17 protein-coding genes and 3 pseudogenes are annotated in these 19,890 nt (G+C 60.0%); 9 read left to right on the top strand and 11 right to left on the bottom strand.

The features are described from left to right. Positions 1–345 precede the first annotated feature (345 nt). The 3 genes and pseudogenes from F8N85_RS12340 to F8N85_RS12330 all read left to right on the top strand — a co-directional run. Positions 346–1,248: a LysR family transcriptional regulator gene (locus tag F8N85_RS12340; protein ID WP_150803928.1), complete on the top strand. Its 903-nt coding sequence runs from the start codon at positions 346–348 to the stop codon at positions 1,246–1,248. Between the two features lie 130 nt (positions 1,249–1,378). Next, a complete protein-coding gene (locus tag F8N85_RS12335) occupies positions 1,379–2,008 on the top strand; it encodes a glutathione S-transferase family protein (RefSeq protein ID WP_150803889.1) in 630 nt (209 codons plus the stop codon). Between the two features lie 67 nt (positions 2,009–2,075). Continuing rightward, positions 2,076–3,008 (top strand): annotated as a pseudogene (locus tag F8N85_RS12330) (pyridoxamine 5'-phosphate oxidase family protein); the annotation flags it as partial. Between the two features lie 153 nt (positions 3,009–3,161). On the opposite strand, the gene F8N85_RS12325 reads toward F8N85_RS12330, so the two are convergent. From F8N85_RS12325 to F8N85_RS34925, 7 genes and pseudogenes are all read right to left on the bottom strand, one after another. After that, entirely contained in the window at positions 3,162–4,292 is a 1,131-nt protein-coding gene (locus F8N85_RS12325) for a glycosyltransferase family 4 protein (protein ID WP_150803887.1), read from the bottom strand. Beyond that, on the bottom strand, positions 4,276–5,652 hold the full coding sequence (locus F8N85_RS12320; RefSeq protein WP_150803886.1) for a glycosyltransferase family 4 protein: 1,377 nt from the start codon (positions 5,650–5,652) through the stop codon (positions 4,276–4,278). Before F8N85_RS12320 ends, F8N85_RS12325 begins: the two co-directional genes overlap by 17 nt. Beyond that, a complete protein-coding gene (locus F8N85_RS12315; RefSeq protein ID WP_150803885.1) occupies positions 5,649–6,914 on the bottom strand; it encodes an ABC transporter ATP-binding protein in 1,266 nt (421 codons plus the stop codon). Before F8N85_RS12315 ends, F8N85_RS12320 begins: the two co-directional genes overlap by 4 nt. Next, the gene (locus F8N85_RS12310; protein ID WP_150803884.1) at positions 6,914–7,711 is read right to left on the bottom strand and encodes an ABC transporter permease; all 798 of its coding nucleotides are present in this window, start codon (positions 7,709–7,711) and stop codon (positions 6,914–6,916) included. Before F8N85_RS12310 ends, F8N85_RS12315 begins: the two co-directional genes overlap by 1 nt. Positions 7,712–7,768: 57 nt before the next feature. Further along, a pseudogene (locus F8N85_RS35735) lies at positions 7,769–7,837 on the bottom strand (sugar phosphate nucleotidyltransferase); the annotation flags it as partial. 3 nt (positions 7,838–7,840) lie between these two features. Then, a complete protein-coding gene (gene gmd, locus F8N85_RS12300; protein WP_150803883.1) occupies positions 7,841–8,812 on the bottom strand; it encodes a GDP-mannose 4,6-dehydratase in 972 nt (323 codons plus the stop codon). Positions 8,813–8,993: 181 nt separating this feature from the next. Then, positions 8,994–9,212 (bottom strand): annotated as a pseudogene (locus tag F8N85_RS34925) (NAD-dependent epimerase/dehydratase family protein); the annotation flags it as partial. A gap of 425 nt (positions 9,213–9,637) precedes the next feature. On the opposite strand from F8N85_RS34925, the gene F8N85_RS12290 reads away from it, so the two are divergent. The 5 genes from F8N85_RS12290 to F8N85_RS12270 are packed head-to-tail and all read left to right on the top strand — an operon-like array spanning position 9,638 to position 15,396. Further along, a complete protein-coding gene (locus tag F8N85_RS12290; protein ID WP_150803882.1) occupies positions 9,638–11,218 on the top strand; it encodes a glycosyltransferase in 1,581 nt (526 codons plus the stop codon). Continuing rightward, positions 11,212–12,516 (top strand): glycosyltransferase, encoded by a 1,305-nt coding sequence (locus F8N85_RS12285; protein ID WP_150803881.1) that lies wholly within the window; start codon positions 11,212–11,214, stop codon positions 12,514–12,516. The genes F8N85_RS12290 and F8N85_RS12285 overlap by 7 nt, the downstream gene beginning before the upstream one ends. Then, positions 12,513–13,412, top strand: a complete 900-nt coding sequence (locus F8N85_RS12280; protein ID WP_150803880.1) for a class I SAM-dependent methyltransferase — start codon at positions 12,513–12,515, stop codon at positions 13,410–13,412. Before F8N85_RS12285 ends, F8N85_RS12280 begins: the two co-directional genes overlap by 4 nt. After that, entirely contained in the window at positions 13,409–14,566 is a 1,158-nt protein-coding gene (locus F8N85_RS12275; protein ID WP_150803879.1) for an acyltransferase family protein, read from the top strand. Before F8N85_RS12280 ends, F8N85_RS12275 begins: the two co-directional genes overlap by 4 nt. After that, a complete protein-coding gene (locus tag F8N85_RS12270) occupies positions 14,560–15,396 on the top strand; it encodes a class I SAM-dependent methyltransferase (RefSeq protein ID WP_150803878.1) in 837 nt (278 codons plus the stop codon). The genes F8N85_RS12275 and F8N85_RS12270 overlap by 7 nt, the downstream gene beginning before the upstream one ends. A gap of 55 nt (positions 15,397–15,451) precedes the next feature. Here the strand turns inward: F8N85_RS12270 and F8N85_RS12265 are convergent, their stop codons facing one another. Next, complete coding sequence (locus tag F8N85_RS12265) at positions 15,452–16,081, bottom strand: LysE family translocator (RefSeq protein ID WP_150803877.1); 630 nt, start codon at positions 16,079–16,081, stop codon at positions 15,452–15,454. A 143-nt stretch (positions 16,082–16,224) separates the two neighbouring features. Here F8N85_RS12265 and F8N85_RS12260 point away from each other — a divergent pair, with 143 nt between their 5' ends. Next, positions 16,225–16,698: an Lrp/AsnC family transcriptional regulator gene (locus F8N85_RS12260; RefSeq protein WP_150803876.1), complete on the top strand. Its 474-nt coding sequence runs from the start codon at positions 16,225–16,227 to the stop codon at positions 16,696–16,698. A 90-nt stretch (positions 16,699–16,788) separates the two neighbouring features. On the opposite strand, the gene lpdA is transcribed toward F8N85_RS12260, so the two are convergent. The 3 genes from lpdA to F8N85_RS12245 all read right to left on the bottom strand — a co-directional run bounded on the left by lpdA (position 16,789) and on the right by F8N85_RS12245 (position 19,888). Then, positions 16,789–18,189: a dihydrolipoyl dehydrogenase gene (lpdA, locus tag F8N85_RS12255; RefSeq protein ID WP_150803875.1), complete on the bottom strand. Its 1,401-nt coding sequence runs from the start codon at positions 18,187–18,189 to the stop codon at positions 16,789–16,791. A 144-nt stretch (positions 18,190–18,333) separates the two neighbouring features. Further along, on the bottom strand, positions 18,334–19,266 hold the full coding sequence (locus F8N85_RS12250; RefSeq protein ID WP_150803874.1) for a phosphatidate cytidylyltransferase: 933 nt from the start codon (positions 19,264–19,266) through the stop codon (positions 18,334–18,336). Position 19,267: 1 nt separating this feature from the next. After that, positions 19,268–19,888 (bottom strand): lysophospholipid acyltransferase family protein, encoded by a 621-nt coding sequence (locus F8N85_RS12245; RefSeq protein WP_150803873.1) that lies wholly within the window; start codon positions 19,886–19,888, stop codon positions 19,268–19,270. Between the last annotated feature and the right edge of the window lie 2 nt (positions 19,889–19,890).

Raw genomic sequence — 19,890 nt, 5'->3', positions numbered from 1 at the left:
CTTCTGTCGATCACCCCAGATTTCGCTTCTGCGACAGTTTTTGGATTTATTTTTTTGTCGGTTTGGCTCCGCGTTTACTGGGCGCGATGCGACAGTTTTTATTCCTTAAGATCAATGTCGATTGAAATCAGCTCAGAAAACTGATGATTGATCGACATTTACCCAAGGCTTTCAGCGCAAACTGGATCGCCAAGATCGCAGCCTGCGGCAGCTCCTACGGGGGATCGGTGTAGCGACGGATATACGCGGTCGGCGTAGGAGCTGCCGCAGGCTGCGATCTTTTTTGGGGCACCGGGAGCTTAATTGAACGGCATTTGCGTTTGCTCTTGCCAAAGAGGTGCCTCCATCGACAGGTTCCAGGAAATGCAGGTGTTCCTCGCCGTGGCGCAGGAGCAGGGTTTTTCTGCTGCGGCGCGGCGTTTGGGCATGTCGGCAGCCAGTGTCACACGGGCGGTCGCCGCGCTGGAGAAACGCATCGGCGCGCAGTTGCTGACGCGTACTACCCGTAGCGTTCACCTGAGCGAAGCCGGTCAGCGTTATCTGGAAGACTGCCGACGTATCCTCGCCGAACTCCAGGAGGCCGAGGCCTCGGCGGCGGGCAGCCATGCCCAGCCGCGGGGACAACTGACGATCACGGCGCCGGTATTATTCGGTGAGCTATTCGTGACACCCGTCATGGTCGCTTATCTGGATCAGTTCCCCGAGATCAGCATCAATGCCTTGCTCGTCGACCGTGTGGTGAGCATGGTCGAGGAGGGGATTGATGTGGCGGTGCGCATCGGTGAGCTGCCGGACAGCAACCAGCATGCGATCCCGGTGGGTGAAGTGCGGCGGGTGATTTGCGGCTCGCCCGGTTACCTGGCGAGTCATGGCCGGCCTCTGCATCCTGATGACCTGTGTCAGGCACGCATCGTCGCTACATCGTCCGTCGGGCAGACCAGGAGTTGGCAATTTCAGCAGGCGGGTACAGCCCTGAGCGTTCGCCCCGAGCCACGGCTGGTGGTCACCGCGAATCAGGCAGCGATCACTGCGGCCTGCCTGGGTTGGGGATTGACCCGGGTCCTGTCTTATCAGGTCGCCGGCAGGGTTGCCGCCGGCGAGCTGGAAATCGTTCTGCAAGACTTTGAACTGCCGCCACTGCCCATCCATGTGGTGTATCAGGGGGGGCGCAAGGCCCCGGCCCGGGTGCGTAGCTTTGTCGATTTCGTGGTGCAGGCGTTGCGTGAACATCCTGCGCTGAAAGCCTGAAGCTTTATTGCACCTGATGAAATAATGGATTGTGTTTTCTGGTTATTCTGTTGTTTTCGTCGTCGGTGGAAGATAGCTCCCATCGACGCGGCTCTGTCCTGGACTGCGCGATTACCCTGCGGAGTCCTGCATGTCCCAACCAGCGATCAAACTCTATAATTTCCCGCGCTCCGGTCATGCCCACCGAGTCGAGTTGATGCTTTCGCTGCTCGGCCTGCCCACTGAACGGGTGTTCGTCGATCTGGCCAAGGGCGCTCATAAACAACCCGAGTTCCTCGCGCTGAATGCTTTTGGCCAGGTTCCGGTCATCGATGACCAAGGGATGGTACTGGCCGACTCCAATGCGATTCTGGTGTACCTGGCGCAGAAGTATGGCAAAGGCCGCTGGCTGCCGACGGACCCGGTTGGCGCTGCCAGAGTCCAGCGCTGGTTGTCGGTCGCGGCGGGGCAGATTGCCTCAGGACCGGCCGCGGCTCGGCTGATCACGGTGTTTGGCGCACCCTATAACGCTGAAGAAGTCATTGCCCGTTCCCACAGCCTGCTCAAGGTGATGGATCAAGAATTGACCAACACTTCCTACCTGGCGGGCGAAGAACCGACCATCGCCGATATCGCCGCCTACACCTACATTGCCCATGCGCCGGAAGGCAATGTCTCGTTGGACGACTATGCCAATGTGCGCGCCTGGCTGGCCCGCATCGAAGCCTTGCCGGGGTTTGTCGCAATGCCACGTACGGTGGCCGGCTTGCAAACCGCCTGAAATCAGCGAACCCGGCGCAGCCAGGCCGGGCCGTTCAGACTGCGCCGTCGGCGCAAGGGAAACCGCAATGAACCTTCAATCACCCTGGCATGCCGGTGAGAAGCAGTTGCAGGCGCACGTTGGTGTCGCTGAGCGCATGGAAGCATTCGGCCCCAAGGTTATCCGCAACTTTCTGCCTGAGCAGCACCGTCAGTTCTATCAGCAATTACCCTTCATGCTGTTCGGCGCGGTGGATGCCGACGGTAATCCTTGGGCCAGCATTCTCGAGGGGAAACCGGGTTTCGCCCACTCTCCCGAGCCTGCGCTGTTGCAGCTCGACAGTCTGCCGCGCCCGGACGACCCGGCTCAATTGCAGGCAGGTGCGGCGATCGGCTTGTTGGGGATCGAGCTGCATACGCGGCGGCGCAACCGGATCAATGGGCGAGTCAGCGAGATGACCGCTAACGGCTTGACCGTGGTGGTGGAACAGTCTTTCGGCAATTGCCCGAAGTACATTCAGCTGCGCCAATTCGAATCGGTGCCTGTCGCAGCTCCCTCGACGCCTGCGGTGCAGCGTCCAGGCAGGTTGGATGCTAGCGCGAGCGCAATGATTCGGCGGGCCGACACCTTCTTTGTCGCCAGTTACGTCGACATTGAAAACCAGCGTTCGGTGGATGTTTCACATCGGGGCGGGCAGAGCGGGTTTGTTCAGGTTGACGGTAACTGCCTGACCATTCCCGATTTCGCCGGCAACCTGCATTTCAACACCCTGGGCAACCTGTTGCTCAATCCGCGGGCCGGTTTGCTGTTCATCGATTTCACCACCGGGGATCTGCTGCAGGTCAGTGGGCGTACCGGGATTATTCTTGAAGGGCCGCAGGTCGATGCCTTTCAAGGCGCCGAGCGGCTCTGGACGCTGAAGGTGGAACAGGTGGTCCGCCGGCCCGCAGCACTGGGTTTGCGCTGGCGGTTCGAGGCATTCTCTCCCAACAGTCGGATGACCGGTACCTGGGAACAGGCAGCTGTGGGAGCGGGCTTGCCCGCGAAGCGAACGCCTTGATGTATCAGAAATACCGCATCATCGTTCTTCGCGAGCAAGCTCGCTCCCACAGGGTTTTCGTTGCCTGCACCGACAATCACCACTGGAGGTTTTGTGAACGTGCAAAATACGCATTCAACCTGCCATGGCCTGACGGTATGCACCTGCGGTTATCTTCGCGCAGCGACCCCAGGAAAAAAGCCTTGCCCGTAGCAATCCAGCCTCTTGGCAGTGCAGCCAATGCGTTTGATCGTCGATCAAGCGGCTCATCGCCTCGCGCAAGCCGTCCACATCGTCAGGTTCAATATAGTTGCCAGCGTCACCTGCGACCTCCGGCATTGCCGAACGTCGGGTCAGAATCACCGGAGTACCGCTGGCCATGGCTTCCAGGACTGGAAGGCCAAAGCCCTCATAGATCGACGGGAATACCAGCGCCCTTGCACCCGCCACCAGCTGTGCCACCTGCTCATCCGGCAGATAACCCAGCAGCCGGACGTGACCGCAGGCCAGGGCCTTTTGCAGCTCATCACTGAACTGCCTGCGTTCCCAGCCGTTCATCCCGACAATCAGCAACGGGTAACGCTGGCGCACCCGCTCAGGCAGTTGCCCATGAGCGCGCAAGGCCAGCACCAGGTTTTTGCGCGGTTCCAGCGTGCCGACACAGAGGAAATACGCCTGCGCTTGCACGCCATGGGGCTTGAGTACCTCCTGCAACGTATCGAGCGAACGTGGATGGAAGCGCGGGGCCACGCCCAGGGGCGCAACGACGAAGCGTTCAGCCGCAAGGCCAAAGTACTGACGGGCTTCATCGGCGACGAATTGTGAGTCGGTCAGGATCAATCGTGCCTGCTGCAGGCCCTGGGCAAGTCGTCGTTCTATCTCTTTCAACCGCGCCGGTGGCTGGGTCGAGGGATAGTGCAGGTGGGTCAGGTCGTGCAGGGTGATGATGGTCGGGCCTTTGAATGCCAGGGGCCACAAGCTCGGTTCATGATAGAGGTCGATGGCCTGGGACCGTCCCTGGTCAAAGCGCCGCTGCTCCAGCCAACGGCGAGCCTGATAAGCCCCCGGCGCGCGTCGTAGCCAGGGAGTCAGTCGGGAATAGCCAGGCATGGCGGCGGCCGGCAGCGTAGAACTCCAGCCCCAGCCATGGAACAGCGAAAGCTCCAGGTCTGGCTCCAGCGTCAGGGCCGTCACCAACTCGGCCAGGTAGTGGCCGATGCCGGTGCGCGGCGCCTGGAGAATCCGTGCGTTAAGGGCAATCCGCATGCTGCCTCTCTACCTCGGCCGGCGCACGCTTGAGGTTGCGCTGGACACGCTCGACCAGCTGCGCACTGGCTTCGCGCCAACCCAGCCAGCGCCACTCGCGGACATTGCGCACTGCCGGAAACTCGCCGGTGCGTTCCATGTGCATGACAAGATCGGCAAGGCTCTGTGGCTCCGCCAGATCGAAATAGGCCATGAACTCGCCGCCAATCTCGCGGAACACCGGAATATCGCTGCCCATCGCTGGCAGGCCACGCTGCATGGCTTCGACCAGCGGCAAGCCAAAACCTTCGACATACGAAGGGAATACCAGCGCCGTCGAGTGCGTATACGCATGTTCGAGACTTTTGTCGGTGAGCGAGTTGAACATGAACAGGCGCTTGTTCAGTTCGGGATGGTGGCGAACACGTTCGATCAAGGCGTCGCATTTCCAGCCAATGCGCCCGGCGATGCACAGTCGGGCACTTGAGCCAGCAGCCCAGGCGCGCTCGAAGGCATCGATCAGATAGCGATGGTTCTTGCGCGGCTCGATGGTGCTGACCATGAGAAACACCGGAGTTCGCTGCTTGAACAGCTGCACAAGGCCTGGTTCCACCACTGACGTCTCATGGCTCAGGTCCAGTTCGGAGCCCAGGTGGAAATAGTCGAACCAGCGCTGCTGGACCTGCTCGGGGCCCACCCGGCGGATCATTTCCTGGTGGACCTGATCGCGGATGGTGGTGGAAATGGCGACATATCCATCCGCCGTGCGGGCAATCCAGTCGAACCAGTCATTGAACACTTTGACCAGTCCGGCGTCGCAGAATTGCGGGTGAGTCAGCGGGATCAGATCGTAGATCACCGAGATAATACCCACGCCATCACGCTTGAGTTGCTCGGCCAGCGGAAAGAAATCGGCATGCCAGGACGAATCCAGCAGCACCAACTGGTCACCCGGCTGGTGTTGCAGTGGCACACATCGGGCAGGGATTTCGTTCTTGTTCACGCAACGATCGAGTATCCGCATCGGAATGCTCAAACAGGCCAGAGCCACCAGACGGCAACCTACGTACAACACTCGGCGAGCGAACAGCGATTGGCGAAACGGCCGGCGTCGCTCGAGTGTCCGGTGGCGCAGCCAGAAGGTATTGGCCATTTGCTCCAGGCGGACACGCAAACCCATCAGGTCCAGCTTTGGCGGCTTGAACGGTGCCAGGCTGAGCACCTTATAGAGTTTGCCCTGGAGCATGACCACCGGAATGCATTCCAGCGCCTCGTCGGCGTCGGGCAATTCACGAATGACATTGCGCACCACCCGCTGAATTCCCGAGTTGGCGTCCGGGTGCTCGAACACGTAGGTGCATTCAACCAACAGGCGCCTCATCGCAGCACCTGCGAAGCGGTGGGTTCGGCAGGCGACTCTGTCGATCGGCTGATGGAGGTTTGCGCTTCGAGCCACGAGCAACCGACGAAGTCTTCCTGACGGTTATTGATCACATGGAACACTAAACCATAGTCACGCCATTCGAAATTGCGGTCCAGGTGCGAGTCCAGGCGCGACAGGCTCAAGGCGACGGAGTAGTTACCCTTGCCCAGGCGCATGGGGAAGGCAAAGCGGAAGGTGACCCGTTCGCCGGCGCTCAGGCCCGTCAGTGCCTGATCCAGTCGATGGGTATTGATGCCGTACATGGGCTGGCCAAGGCGATCCTTGATCATGAAACCCAGCACCAACCGTTCGATGTCCTTGCGTACTTCGACCTGGACCTCCAGCACCATTGGCTGACCAACCTCGGCCACTTCCACCGAACGCTGGCGCTGGTCGAGCAAACGCACACTCAAGATGCCGGCTTCACCGGTTCCGGATATGGTCTGTACCTGACCGTTGGCGAGCATCTCCTGACGGACCGTCTGGCCTTCGCGTTCGGCGAGCATCGCGTTGTAGTAATCCATCACCTCTTCGGGCTTGCCGCGCATCGCCATGCGCCCTTGCTCAAGGAGAATCGCGGTATCGCAGATCGACTGGATCGCCGAACGATCATGGGAAACGATCAGCAAGGTAGAACCGGCCTTGCGGAAGCTGCGGATGCGTTCGAAGCTCTTGTGCTGGAAGTAGGCGTCACCCACCGACAGCGCTTCATCGACGATCAGAATGTCCGGTCGGCGCGCCGTGGCGACACTGAAGGCCAGACGCATCTGCATGCCACTGGAGTAGGTGCGTACCGGCTGATCAATCGCTTCGCCAATCTCTGCGAAGCTTTCGATTTCCGGCATCAGCGCCTCGATTTCTTCCACCTGCATGCCCAGCAACTGGCCGGCCATGAAGACGTTCTGGCGCCCGGTGAAATCGGGATGGAAACCCATGCCCAGTTCCAGCAGCGCGGCGACCCGCCCGTGCAACTCAATCTGCCCACAGGTGGGTTGGGTGGTGCCGGTGATCATCTTCAACAAGGTGCTCTTGCCAGCGCCGTTGACGCCGACGATCCCGACGGCTTCGCCGGGGGCGATTTCGAAATCGACACCTTGCAAGACCCAGTGCTGGTGATGCCGTACCCGGGAGAAGGGGATGAGCCATTCGAACAGCCGGCTCCAGCGGTTCGGATACTGTTTGTAGGCCTTGCCCAGGCCGCTGACGCGTATGTGTCCCATCAGAGTTCATCCACCATTTCGCCGACGCGCTGGCGGAATAGCCGCAGCCCCATAATACAAAACAGCACGCCGATGACCAGCATCGGCGTCAGCGAACTCCAGACCGGCCATTGGTTGTAAAGAAACAGGTTCTGGTAACTGTGCATCAGCGCGGTCAGCGGATTGAAACCGAGCAGATGTTGAATCGGCTCGGGAAGGATCGCCATCGGATAGACGATGGGCGTCAGCCAGAACCAGAACTGCAGGAGGATGCCGAAGAACTGCCCGACATCACGGAAGAACACGTTCAACACCCCGAGAATCATCCCCAGGCCGGCCGAGAAAACCACCTGCAATATCAGCAGCGGCACCAGCGCCAGCAACGCCATGCCGGGCAGCCGTCCGCTGATCAGCAGGAAGCCCAGAAACAAGCCGAGGATGATCGCGAAGTTGATCGCGGCATTGAGCAGCACGATCACCGGCAGGCAGATCCGCGGAAAGCTGATCTTCTTCAGCAGATTGGCATTTTCCAGAAACATGCTCTGGCTGCGCAGGGTGATTTCGGAGAACAGCCCCCAGGTCAGCAGGCCTGCGCAGAGGTACACGCTGTAGGCCAGACTGTCTTCCACGCCGGGTAACCGGGCGCGCATGACCTGGGAAAAAATCACCGTGTAGACGACGATCATCGACAATGGGTTGAGCACGGTCCAGAGGGCACCGAACAACGAGTTGCGATAGCGCGCTTGGAACTCACGCTTGACGCTGCCGAGGATGAAACCCCGGTAGCCCCACAGCGAGCGATACAGGTTAAGCAGCATTCAGACCGTCCTTGCGTATCTATCTTCGAAGCGAACGATATCGTCCTCTCCCAGGTACTCGCCGCCGCGCGAAACCGGCCACAGTCGAGTTCCGGCACCGCCGGAAAGCATCACGGGAATCAGCATGCCTTACTCCTTGGCGACGCGTTTCATATCAGCATCCATCATCATGCGGATCAAGCTTTCCAGCCCTGTCTTGGGTTTCCAGCCCAGCACTCGTTGGGCCTTGGCCGGGTTGCCGAGCAGCACATCGACTTCTGCCGGGCGGAAGAACGCCTGATCGATTTTCACGAAATCGCGGTAATCCAGGCCGACGTGATCAAACGCGATGCGGCACATCTCGCGGACAGTGGTGGTGACGCCCGTTGCCACCACATAGTCATCGGCTTTTTCCTGCTGCAGCATCAGCCACATGGCTTCGACATAGTCGCCGGCAAAACCCCAGTCGCGCTTGCTGTCGATATTGCCCAGGCGCAGCTCCTGCTGCTTGCCCTGCTTGATACGAGCAGCGGCATCGGTGACCTTGCGCGTCACGAACTCGATCCCGCGCAGCGGTGATTCATGGTTGAACAGAATTCCGCTGGAGGCGTGCAGCTTGAAACTCTCGCGGTAGTTCACCGTGATCCAGTGACCGTAGAGCTTGGCGACGCCGTAGGGGCTGCGGGGATAGAACGGCGTGTTCTCGTCCTGTTGCTCGGCCTGGATCAGGCCGAACATCTCACTGGTGGAAGCCTGATAGAACCGCGTGTGCGGACTGCACTGGCGGATCGCCTCGAGCAAGTGGGTCACGCCCAGCCCGTCGACGATTCCGGTGGTTACCGGTTGGTCCCAGGAGGCGGCGACAAAGCTTTGCGCGGCGAGGTTATAGACTTCATCGGGGGCGGCCTTGATCACCGCGCGCTGCACTGAGCAGCCGTCGGCCATGTCGCCATCCAGATAGCGAATCTCGCCTTCGATGCCCATCTCACGCAAGCGCCAGCGCGTATCGCTGCTGCGACGCGCCACCAAGCCGTGAACCTGATAACCCTTGTCGAGCAGCAACTTGGCCAGATAGGCGCCGTCTTGCCCGGTGATCCCTGTGATCAGTGCACTTTTTGTCATTCTTGTCGTACCCGTATCTCCCGGTCGGACAGGATCGCCCGCAGGGATTGTTATGTAGTTATTTCTGGCGTCCAGCAGCCTAGCATGGCTGCCACAGACGCGACGTTGTTCTGCGCGACGAAGGCGCGCAGGGTCCTGAATCAGTTGAATGTCGACTTGCGCGATGTCCGCCAGCTGTTGTCGGATCACGAAACGCGTCAGGAACGAAGGTCTGGCCAGCCAGATGAATCACCGCGTCGGGCAGTTCGGGCCACAAGCCTTCCAGGTTTTTTTGCTGGGAAAGGTCGTAGCGCGAAGCGACAGGCAGGAACTCCCAAACCGAATCGGCAGAGGTCAGACGGGATGGGATGTGACGTCCGACGAATCCAGTCAGACCCGTTACGAACAGACGCTTCTTCAAGCAGCAGCCCCTCAATCAGTAAACTTCGGCACCCTCAGGCTGGGCCGAGAATCGGAGAATCCTGAGTAATTTTTCAGGTTTTCCATGGTGCGAAATTCTTTGTTGTCATTGTTTTCAGACAATCTGTCCCAATTGACCGGCAATTTCAACAAGTCCATCCGTGACTGGTCAGTTCTCGTGTGTATAGCCCATTTTTTCTTATCGAGCTGTTCACGGATCCCCAACGGATGTGTTTAGAATGGCCCTCTTCGCCACCGCCCAGCGATCAGCAAGGCTGCTGTCTGGCCAGGCAAAGCTGACCAATAAAACAAGAACGTAGACGGGCATGAGGACGATCGACGAAGCCTCTGTGTACGCAGGACTTCGTCAATGGCTCTACCGTCATAGAGTGAATCTGCCCAACGGCGGCTTCATCGTGGGATGCCATGAATTTCATTCTTTACTCGGACGTCAACGACAGCTCGATCAGCCAAAGCCTCGGTCGTCCCGAATACAGTTATTACTTCGTACTCAAGGCCTACCGTCCGGTTCTCGAAAGCCTTGGGCGGGTTCATGTGGTGCAGTCGACAGCCGAAGTCGACCCGCTCTACCAGCAACTCCTGCATGACGGCCAGGACTGCCTGTTTCTCTCATTCTCGCCGCCTCACAAGACCCCGACCGACCTGGACTGCCCGACCCTCTGCGTAGTGGCTTGGGAATTCGACTCGATCCCGGATGAACAGTGGGATAACGATCCGCATCAGGACTGGAGCCGCACACTCGCTCGTCATGGTCGGGTTATCACACTCTCCAGCCATACCGCCCGTGCCGTGCGCAAGGCGTTGGGGGAAGACTTCCCCGTGCTGGTGCTGCCCACGCCGCTGTGGGAAAACTTCGCCGGTATACGTAGTCAGTATCCGAGTGTGGCGATCAATCCCGGAACCACCCTGCAAATCAAAGGCTGCATCATCGACAGCCACAGGCTCGGGCTGTCCGCTGACGGTTTGATTGCGCCAGTGATTGCAGAGGTGGTGGCGCCGGTGGAATTGCCAGCATGCGAAGCGGTGATCGAGGTCCCACCCCTGACCTGGCGGCGACGCCTGTTCATCAGCAGGCACTACCTGGTTCAGTGGTACCGGGAAGCGCTCAGAGACCTGGTCCCCGAGCAGGTCCGGACCGTGGTCACTGGCCTGCGACCGACGCGTGCGCTGGTTGTGGTGCCGGTCCCCGAGCCAGTCCTCGAACCTGTGCCTGTGCCTGAGCCGCAACCGGAGCCTTCGGACGAGCATCCGCAAGCCGTGCTTCCGAACACCACAGAGCGGGTGGAAACCCGGGTCGAGGGAGTGGTCTACGTCAGTGTCTTTAACCCCAATGATGGTCGCAAGAACTGGCACCAGTTGATCACGGCCTTTTGTTGGGCCATGCGTGACGTAGAAGATGCCACGCTGGTGCTGAAGATGACCCAGAGCGATTTGTCCCTGTACTACGTCGAGATGCTCACCTTGCTCTCGCAGTTATCACCCTTTGCCTGTCGGGTCGTCGTCATGCATGGTTATCTGGATGATGAGCAATATGCCCGTCTCTACGGGGCTGCCAGTTTCTATGTCAATGCCTCCCGTTGCGAGGGGCTTTGTCTGCCGCTGATGGAGTTCATGGCCTGTGGCAAACCGGTTCTCGCACCGACGCATACCGCTATGGAAGACTACATCGACGAGAGTGTGGCCTTTGTCGTCAAGTCCAGCCAGGAGCCGGCAGTCTGGCCGCAAGATGCGCGTATCCTGTTTCGCACGATGCGTCATCGCCCCGACTGGGGTTCGCTTAAAAACGCCTACCAGGCCAGTTACCGGATGGCCAAAGAACAACCTGAGACCTACCAGACGATGTCCGAGGCGGCGACTGAACGTATGCGTGACTACTGCGCCTTCGCCCCCGTGCAGCAGCGCCTGGCGGACTTTTTCGGGCGGGTCCCGACGACTGAGGTCGCGAGTGCGCCGACTGTGGCTGTGGCGGACAACGCATCATGCTGATCATCATCCATTCGGAAACCAACAAGAGCACCATCCAGCAGAACCTCGGCCGGCCGGAGTACAGCTACTACTTCGTGCTCAAGGAGTACCGCCCGGTGCTCGAACGGCTGGGGCAGGTCATCGAAGTCAGTAACCCCGACGAACTGGTCGACCGCTTGTACTTCGACTGTCTGAGTCGCGGTGAAGAATGCGTATTTCTGTCCTTCTCGCCGCCGCACCGCACCCCGCTCCACTATGCCTGCCCGACCATCCCGGTGTTCGCCTGGGAGTTCAGCACCATCCCCACCGAAAGCTGGCAAGGCGAACCCCGGCATGACTGGCGCCTGGTACTGGGCGCGTCGGGTGCGGCGATTACCCACTCCAGTTTCACGGTGAAGGCGGTGCGCGATGTCATGGGCCCGGACTATCCGGTCTGCGCCATCCCGGCACCGGTCTGGGACAGGTTCGCCACGCGTGGCCGGCAGCTTGCCAGGCAGCCGCAAGCCGAGCAGGTGACACTCAATTTGCGCGGTTTGCTGATCGATAGCCGTGAGCTGGACCTGCGCCCCTACGGACCGCCAGCCTTGCGCGAAGGCCAACCAATCGACATCGATGCGCCGACGCAGGATTGCGAGTTGCGGCTCGATGGCGTGGTCTATACCTCCGTGCTCAATCCCTATGACGGGCGCAAGAACTGGGAGGACATGCTCAGTGCCTTCTGCACGACATTCCGCGATACCGCCGATGCGACCCTGGTGTTGAAGCTGACCCACCATGACATCGAAGACGCGCTGAACGACATGCTGCACCACCTCTACAAAAACCAGTCCTATCGCTGCCGTATCGTGTTGATCCACGGTTACCTGGCCGACCCGGACTATGAGCGGCTGGTGGAAGCCACCAGCTATGTGGTCAACAGCTCGTACGGCGAAGGCCAGTGCCTGCCGCTGATGGAGTTCATGTCCTGTGGCAAACCCGCCGTTGCCCCCTGCAATACGGCTATGGCCGACTATGTGGACAGCGATAACACCTTCATCGTCGACTCGACGGATGAGCTCACCGCCTGGCCGCACGATCCTCGAGCGGCCTACCGCACGCTGCGTTACATCACAGACTGGGACTCGTTGTGCTCGGCTTACCAGGCCAGCTATGAAGTGGCCAAAGACGATCTCGAGCGCTATGCGCGAATGTCCGCGCATGCGGTGCACAGCCTGGAAAAATTCTGCAGTCAGGCCAGCGCCGAACGCCACCTGAAAGGCTTTTTCGCGCAGCTGCTCGATAGCCGCAAGGCACTCGCCGTGGGAACCCCACCCGCATGATTGGCTCCCTGATGAGGCGTCTGCGTGGCGTACCGGCCGAACCCCTGCTGGCGCCCGTGGCGGAGCCTGCGGTCACAGTGTCGCCGCGTGATATCGGTTTTCACGACGCGGTGCTCGATGGCTGGTTTCTGAACGACAGCGGTGAACTGCTCAAAGGCTTTGCCATCGGTGCCGAGGATACGTTGCTCGATGTCGGCTGCGGCGAGGGTGTCGCCACGTTGTTTGCGATGCGCCAGGGAGCTTCGGTGATCTTTACCGACAGCGAATTCGACAAGGTTCGCGAGCTTGCGCGGCAGGTCGGCGCTCAGACTCAAGTCCCTTCTCTGGGCCTGGTCAGCAACAGCTTGCCGCTGCCCTTGGCCGATGGCTGTGCGAACAAGATTGTCTGCATGGAAGTGCTGGAGCATGTCGACCAGCCCGAGCAATTCATGGCCGAGCTGGTGAGAATGGGCTGCCCCGGTGCGCAGTATCTGCTCAGTGTTCCGGACGCCGTGGGCGAGGAGTTGCAGAAAGGTATTGCGCCGCCGGGTTATTACCAGTCGCCCAATCACATTCAGATATTTTCCCGGGAGCGCTTTGCCGCGCTGGTTGAAGACGCCGGCCTGGTCATTGAGCATCGTCAGGCCAGCGGTTTCTTCTGGGTCATGGGCATGATCTTTTTCTGGGCCAGTGAACGGGCCGCCGGACGCGATCTCGGCGGTGCCGTGCGCGATCGGATTCACGCCCCTTATCCGCCATTGATGGAGGGGTGGGCGAGAACCTGGCAGGAGCTGCTGGCGCAGCCCAATGGCCTGGCGATCAAGCAACTGCTGGATCAGTTCATGCCCAAGAGCCAGGTGATCATTGCCCGCAAGCCGGGCACGCCGCACACAGCTTCAGAAGCAGGACGCCGATGAAGAACGACAAACGGATCATGGACATCGAGGTGTTGCGCGCGATTGCCGTGCTCAGCGTGCTGTTCCATCACCTGCAGGATAGTTTGTTTGCCGGGCCGGTGCCGTTGCTGCAGGCGATCACGGCACGTTTTCAGCTTTGGTGGGGAGTCGATCTGTTTTTTGCGATTTCCGGATTCGTCATTGCCCGCAGTCTGCTCCCGGCCTTGCAAGGCTGCACCTCCCGCGAGGAGTTCTGGCAGCAAACCCGCAACTTCTGGATTCGCCGGGCCTTCCGTCTGCTGCCGTCAGCCTGGTTGTGGCTGCTGCTGATTTTGCTGGCCAGTCTGTTTCTCAATCAGTCCGGGGCCTTCGGCACCCTGCAGGCCAACCTTCAGGCGACCCTGGCGGGCTTCCTGCAGTTTGCCAATTTCCGTTTTGCCGACAGCTTCTTCCGCTATGAATATGGGGCCAGCTTTGTTTACTGGAGCCTGTCGCTGGAAGAGCAGTTTTATATGCTGCTGCCGTTGTTCATCCTGGTCTTTCGAAAACGTCTGGTCTGGGCATTGCTGGTGCTGGTCGCACTGCAACTCTTCACCCTGCGCACGCCTTTGCTGATGGTGATCAGGACCGATGCCCTGGCCCTCGGTATTTTGCTGGCGATCTGGAGCGGGCGCCCCAGCCATGCTCGTTGGGAACCCAGGCTGTTGCGCCATTCGTGGCTCGGTGTGCCGTTGCTCATTGGCATCGGCTTGATCTTGAGCGTATTGGGCACCGAACCCTTCAACTTGACCCACTACCGCATTGGCGCAATGGCCGTGCTCTGCGCGGTACTGGTCTGGGTCGCTTCCTACAATCGCGATTACCTGTTCCCACGCGGTCCGTTGAAAAACCTGCTGACCTGGGTCGGCAGCCGCTCCTACGGGATTTATCTGATCCACATCCCGGCCTACTTGCTGGTCCGTGAACTCTGCTTTCGCCTGCAGTCGATGGGGCTGCCGAGTCCGGCCGGTCACCCGGTTGCGACCCTGGTTATCGCCGCGACCCTGATCGTGCTGTTGAGTGAACTCAACTATCGCTTCATCGAAAAACCCATGCGCGACCGGGGTGTAAAACTGCTCGAGCGCTTGAATGCCAGCCGAACCACCGTCCCATCCTCTGGAGCTACCTCATGCTGAGCCTGTTGAAGAAACTCACCTCGGGTACTCCCGCCCCCGTGCAGCCAGAGACGCAGACGCCAGCGTCGGTCAAGGTCGACCCTTACATGCTCGGCCTGCAAGACGCGGTACTCAGCGGCTGGTTCAACCAGCAGACCAACGAATTGTTCAAGGGCTTCGAGATTCGTGCGGACGATATCGTCCTGGATGTCGGCTGCGGTGATGGCGGCAACGTGCATTTTTGCGGCATGCGTGGGGCGAAAATCATCATCGCCGATATCGACGCGGCCAAAGTCGAGGCCACACGGCAGCGACTTAGTGATACTCCCGCGCGAGAAGTGCAGTGCGTGGTCAGCGACTGCAACCCGCTGCCCCTGGCTGACGGCACCGCGACACGGGTGGTTTCTACCGAAGTGATCGAACACGTCGACGACCCGGCGCAGTTTCTCTCGGAACTGGTACGGGTCGGCAAACCCGGCGCCTTGTACCTGTTGAGCGTCCCGCATCCGAGTTCGGAAAACCTGCAAAAAGACATCGCCGCCCCCGAATACTTTCAAAAGCCCAATCACATCCGGGTGATCAGCGAAGAGCAGTTCAAACAGATGGTCAGCGACGCCGGACTGGAAGTGCTCAGCCACGATCAATATGGTTTCTACTGGTCGCTGTGGATGATGCTGTTCTGGGAGGCCAAAGTCGATTTTGCTAACCCCGATCATCCGCTGCTCAACCACTGGGCCGACACCTGGCGGGCGGTGCTTGAGTCGCCGCGTGGCGCAGTGATCAAACAGGCGCTGGACGCGGTCGTGGCGAAAAGTCAGGTGATCATTGCCCGTAAGCCTGTGGTTGAGTAGGTTTCGAGTGGCACAATAAGGGCCTTTAACGGCCCTTGTTGCCGGACTACAGACTCTATGCCTGCTGCACGAACGTCAGCCTCAGGGCAAAGCCGATCAGCAAGCTGCCAAACAGCCATTGCTGCACCCGCTGCGCCGAGGGGCTGCGTTCAAGCCAGCGCCCGAGCCCGGCCCCGACCAGCGCGTAACAGCTGTCGAACAACAACCCGACGATCACCAGCACCACGCCCAACTCGATAAATTGCGTCGCCACCGGGCCGGCGTGCGGGTCGATGAATTGTGGCAGCAACACCGAACAGAACAGCAACGCCTTGGGGTTGAGCAGGTTGGTCAGCAATCCGCGCTGGATAGCTTCACGCCACAACAAGGTCCTGCTGGACGCTTCGGCCTGGTTCAGGCTTGGCAGCATGTTGGAGCGCAGGCACTGAATACCCAGCCACAACAGGTACGCCGCCCCGGCCAGGCGCACCGCTTCAAAGGTCCAGGGCGCGGCCTTGAACAGGGTCGCCAGGCCCAACGCCGCCAGCGCCACATGACAACCGCGAGCGATGGCCAATCCCACTGCGGTGGCCAGCGCCGCGGCTTTACCCTGACGTGCACCGGTTTGCAGCAACAGGATCATGTCCGGGCCGGGCAACAGGTACACCACCGCCAAGGCTAAAAAAAACATCCAGAGATCTGCCACGGTGCCACCCATTCGTTATCGTTTCGGTGAGCAAAGTGTATGTCCGAAGGGCAGGGCAGGTGCTTGCGTAGTCAGCCACTAAAGCAGCTAGACTTGGCACAATCTGCCACCCAATGAATAAAAACAGTCTGGAACTACCAAGAATGAAACTGGATGCCTACGACCGCCGAATCCTCGCCGCCTTGCAACGAGACGGGCGCCTGAGTAACGTGCAACTGGCCGACGAGATCGGTCTGTCGGCCTCACCCTGTTTGCGCCGGGTTCGCTTGCTGGAAGAGGCCGGAGTGATTCGCGGCTATCAGGCCAACCTCGACCGTGACGAAGTCGGCCTGGGTTTGACGGTGTTTGTCGGGGTCAAGGTCGAACGGCACAACGACGCCGAAGCCGAAGCCTTTCGCCAGGCCGTGACCGCATTGCCCGAGGTGATTTCAGCGTTTTTGGTGTCGGGCGAGTCGGATTTTTTGCTGCAAGTGGTCGTGCCGGACTTGCGGGCTTATGAACGCTTCCTCACCGGCAGCCTGCTCAAGTTGCCGGGAGTCAGCGACATCCGCAGCAACTTCGCCATCCACACCGTAAAAACCCCCGGGCCGTTGCCGCTCGGGCATTTGCCGGATTGAAGGAAGCTAAAGATCGTCGGAATGCGGCCACACCGCGAGATTACTCGCGATAGCGGTGTAACTGCCCTCACCATTCTTGATCCGATAAACCTACATCTGCGTCGCCATCCCCGCCACATCCATCGCTGCCTGGCGCAGCGCTTCGGAGCGGGTCGGGTGCGGGTGGCAGGTCAGGGCGATGTCCTCGGCCGAGGCGGAAAACTCCATGGCCACGCAATATTCGCCAATCATTTCACTGACACTCGGACCCACCAGGTGAACCCCCAGCACTGCATCCGTGCGCTCGTCCGCCAGCACTTTGGCAAAACCTTCGGTTTCGTGATTGATCTTCGCCCGGCTGTTGGCGGTGAAGGGGAATTTGCCGACTTTATAAGCCCGACCTTCGGCCTGGAGCTGCTCTTCGGTCTTGCCGACGCTGGCCAACTCGGGTTTGGTGTAAATCACGTTGGGAATCAGCTCGTAATTGACTTCACTGGCCTTGCCGATGATTTGCTCGATGCAGGCCATGGCTTCGTCTTCGGCCTTGTGGGCGAGCATCGGTCCGGAGGTGACATCGCCGATCACCCAAACCCCCTCGGCTTCGGTGCGATAGCCCTTGTTGGGCAGCATGCCGCGCGGGTCCGTCGCCAGCCCGACGTTTTCCAGGCCCAGCCCTTGGGTGTAAGGCCGGCGCCCGATGGCGACCAGCACATAGTCCGCTTCCAGCAGTTCGGCGGCGCCACCCGCCGCCGGTTCGACGCTCAGCTGCACGCCGGTGGCCGAGGTGGTGGCGCGGGTGACTTTGGAACTCAACTTGAAGGTAATGCCCTGTTTACCCAATGAGCGTTGCAAGGTTTTACCGGCTTCGCCATCGACCCCCGGGCAAATACGATCCAGGTATTCGACCACTGTCACCTGGCTGCCCAGGCGCCGCCACACAGAGCCCAACTCAAGACCAATCACCCCCGCGCCGATGACCACCAGATGCTTGGGCACTTCACTGAGCGACAGCGCGCCGGTGGAGTCGAGAATGCGCTGATTGTCGATCTCCACACCGGGCAATGGGGAAGGTTCGGAGCCGGTGGCGATGATGATGTTTTTGCCCTGCAGTTCGGTTTTGCCGCCTTGGCTGTCGGTCACCGTGACTTTGCCCGGGCCGTCGATATGGCCCCAGCCGATGATCCAGTCGACCCCGTTTTTGCGAAACAAAAACTCGATGCCCTTGGTCAGCCCGGCGACGCTCTGGTCTTTCTGTTTCATCATCTGCGCGAGGTTGAGGGTCGGTTTGACCTCGATACCCAGGTTGGCAAATTCGGCACCCATCGCCGCGTCATAGAGTTCCGAGGCGTGCAGCAGCGCTTTTGAGGGCATGCAACCGACATTCAGGCAGGTCCCGCCAAGCGTCGCCCGGCCTTCGACGCACGCCGCCTTCAAACCCAGCTGGCCCGCGCGGATGGCGGCGTTGTAACCGCCAGGGCCACCGCCCAGAATCACGACGTCGTAGGTACTCATGGCTGCTCTCCTGCAAGGGGGAAGGGAACGTCTAACGGTAGACCGGACAAAACATTATGGTCGTAATATGAAACGGCCGAGTGTTGGGAGTCAAGGGTAGCGGGCCGAGAAAAAGGCGTAGCACAGGTAATGACCCAGTAGCACTCAAGTCCACCAGTAGCGCACCAGATGGAAGAAAATCGGCGCGGCGAAGCACACTGAGTCCAGCCGATCGAGCATGCCGCCATGGCCCTCGATCATATGTCCCCAATCTTTCACCCCGCGATCGCGCTTGATCGCTGACATGACAATGCCGCCGGCAAATCCCAGCAGATTGATCAACAACGCGATGAGGAACGACTGCCAGGGATTGAACGGCGTGATCCACCACAGCGCGGCACCAATCAGCGAAGCCAGCACAATGCCGCCGACAAACCCTTCGACGGTTTTCGATGGCGAGAGATTCGGCGCGATCTTGTGTTTGCCCCACAGCTTGCCGCAGACGTACTGCAACACGTCCGACAGCTGCACCACGATCACCAGCCAGGCGATCAGCAGCAGGTTGCGGCCTTCGTAACCGGGAATGTCGAGGGTCAACAGCGCCGGCACGAACGACACGCAGAACACCGCGATCATCAGCCCCCATTGGACTTTCGAGGCGCGTTCGAGGAAGTGCGTAGTGTCACCTCCCAGCGAGGCAAGGATTGGCAGCAGCAGGAACACATAGACTGGGATGAAGATCGAGAACAGCCCGTACCAGTCGAAGTAGATCAGCAAGTACTGCACGGGCAGGGCAAGGTAGAACGCCGCCACCAACGCCGGGTAGTCGCTGCGCCGGGTGGGCGTCAGGGTCAAGAACTCCCGCAGGGCATAAAAGGACACCGCGTAGAACAGCAGGATCACTGCGCTGGTACCGAGCCAGAAGGCAATACCGATGACCACCACCATCACCCACCAGGCGTTGATCCGCGCGTTGAGGTTATCGATCACCGGGTTGGGCGTGTCGCGGGTCCGCAGCTTGAGGATGAAACCGATCAGCGAGGCCAACAGCAGAATCGCGCCAATCGCGCTGAATAACATCAGGGTATGCCTATCCATCTCAGGAGTGCTCCGGGGCCAGGGCCAGCAGTGCGTCGCGGCTGCGTTCAAGAAAGTGCACTTTGCTCTCGCTCTCTTCGAGCACCAGCGGCGCCCCGAAGCTGGTTGTGCATAACAGGGGTAGAGGCAGGACGCGCCCCTTGGGCATGACCCGGTTGAGATTGGCGATCCACACCGGGATCAACTCGGCCTGTGGATAACTTTTTGCCAGGTGATAAATCCCGCTCTTGAAGGGCAGCAGACCCTCTTCAAGATTGCGCGTGCCCTCCGGGAAAATGATCAGTGAGTCGCCGTTCTCCAGCGCTTCGAGCATTGGCTGCAAGGGGTTATCCACAGGGTCCTTGCGTTCGCGGTCGATCAGCACACCGTTGAACACCCGATTGATGATGTAGCGACGCAGCGGGCTTTTTTGCCAATAATCCGCACCGGCCACTGGCCGCGTGACCTTGCGTAATGCCGGCGGCAACGACGCCCAGAGCAGCACGAAATCGCCGTGGCTGCTGTGGTTGGCGAAGTAGATGCGCTGCACCCTCTGCGGCGCGCAACCTAGCCACAGGCTGCGAGCGCCGGTGACGGTGCGGGCGGCGGAGGTGATGAGTGTGGCGACCACGGGTTCGAACATGA

The organism is Pseudomonas fluorescens (assembly GCF_902497875.1).
Classification (GTDB): domain Bacteria; phylum Pseudomonadota; class Gammaproteobacteria; order Pseudomonadales; family Pseudomonadaceae; genus Aquipseudomonas; species Aquipseudomonas fluorescens_BR.
This window is presented reverse-complemented; position numbering and strand designations above follow the sequence as displayed.

What these genes read in the sequence shown, in the direction of transcription:
- F8N85_RS12310 (WP_150803884.1), bottom strand. Translation starts at nt 7,711, where the DNA reads ATGCTGCTTAACCTGTATCGCTCGCTGTGGGGCTACCGGGGTTTCATC.
- F8N85_RS12270 (WP_150803878.1), top strand. Translation starts at nt 14,560, where the DNA reads ATGCTGAGCCTGTTGAAGAAACTCACCTCGGGTACTCCCGCCCCCGTG.
- F8N85_RS12275 (WP_150803879.1), top strand. Translation starts at nt 13,409, where the DNA reads ATGAAGAACGACAAACGGATCATGGACATCGAGGTGTTGCGCGCGATT.
- F8N85_RS12320 (WP_150803886.1), bottom strand. Translation starts at nt 5,652, where the DNA reads ATGAGGCGCCTGTTGGTTGAATGCACCTACGTGTTCGAGCACCCGGAC.
- F8N85_RS12290 (WP_150803882.1), top strand. Translation starts at nt 9,638, where the DNA reads ATGAATTTCATTCTTTACTCGGACGTCAACGACAGCTCGATCAGCCAA.
- F8N85_RS12260 (WP_150803876.1), top strand. Translation starts at nt 16,225, where the DNA reads ATGAAACTGGATGCCTACGACCGCCGAATCCTCGCCGCCTTGCAACGA.
- F8N85_RS12280 (WP_150803880.1), top strand. Translation starts at nt 12,513, where the DNA reads ATGATTGGCTCCCTGATGAGGCGTCTGCGTGGCGTACCGGCCGAACCC.
- gmd (WP_150803883.1), bottom strand. Translation starts at nt 8,812, where the DNA reads ATGACAAAAAGTGCACTGATCACAGGGATCACCGGGCAAGACGGCGCC.
- lpdA (WP_150803875.1), bottom strand. Translation starts at nt 18,189, where the DNA reads ATGAGTACCTACGACGTCGTGATTCTGGGCGGTGGCCCTGGCGGTTAC.
- F8N85_RS12335 (WP_150803889.1), top strand. Translation starts at nt 1,379, where the DNA reads ATGTCCCAACCAGCGATCAAACTCTATAATTTCCCGCGCTCCGGTCAT.
- F8N85_RS12315 (WP_150803885.1), bottom strand. Translation starts at nt 6,914, where the DNA reads ATGGGACACATACGCGTCAGCGGCCTGGGCAAGGCCTACAAACAGTAT.
- F8N85_RS12245 (WP_150803873.1), bottom strand. Translation starts at nt 19,888, where the DNA reads ATGTTCGAACCCGTGGTCGCCACACTCATCACCTCCGCCGCCCGCACC.
- F8N85_RS12250 (WP_150803874.1), bottom strand. Translation starts at nt 19,266, where the DNA reads ATGGATAGGCATACCCTGATGTTATTCAGCGCGATTGGCGCGATTCTG.
- F8N85_RS12285 (WP_150803881.1), top strand. Translation starts at nt 11,212, where the DNA reads ATGCTGATCATCATCCATTCGGAAACCAACAAGAGCACCATCCAGCAG.
- F8N85_RS12325 (WP_150803887.1), bottom strand. Translation starts at nt 4,292, where the DNA reads ATGCGGATTGCCCTTAACGCACGGATTCTCCAGGCGCCGCGCACCGGC.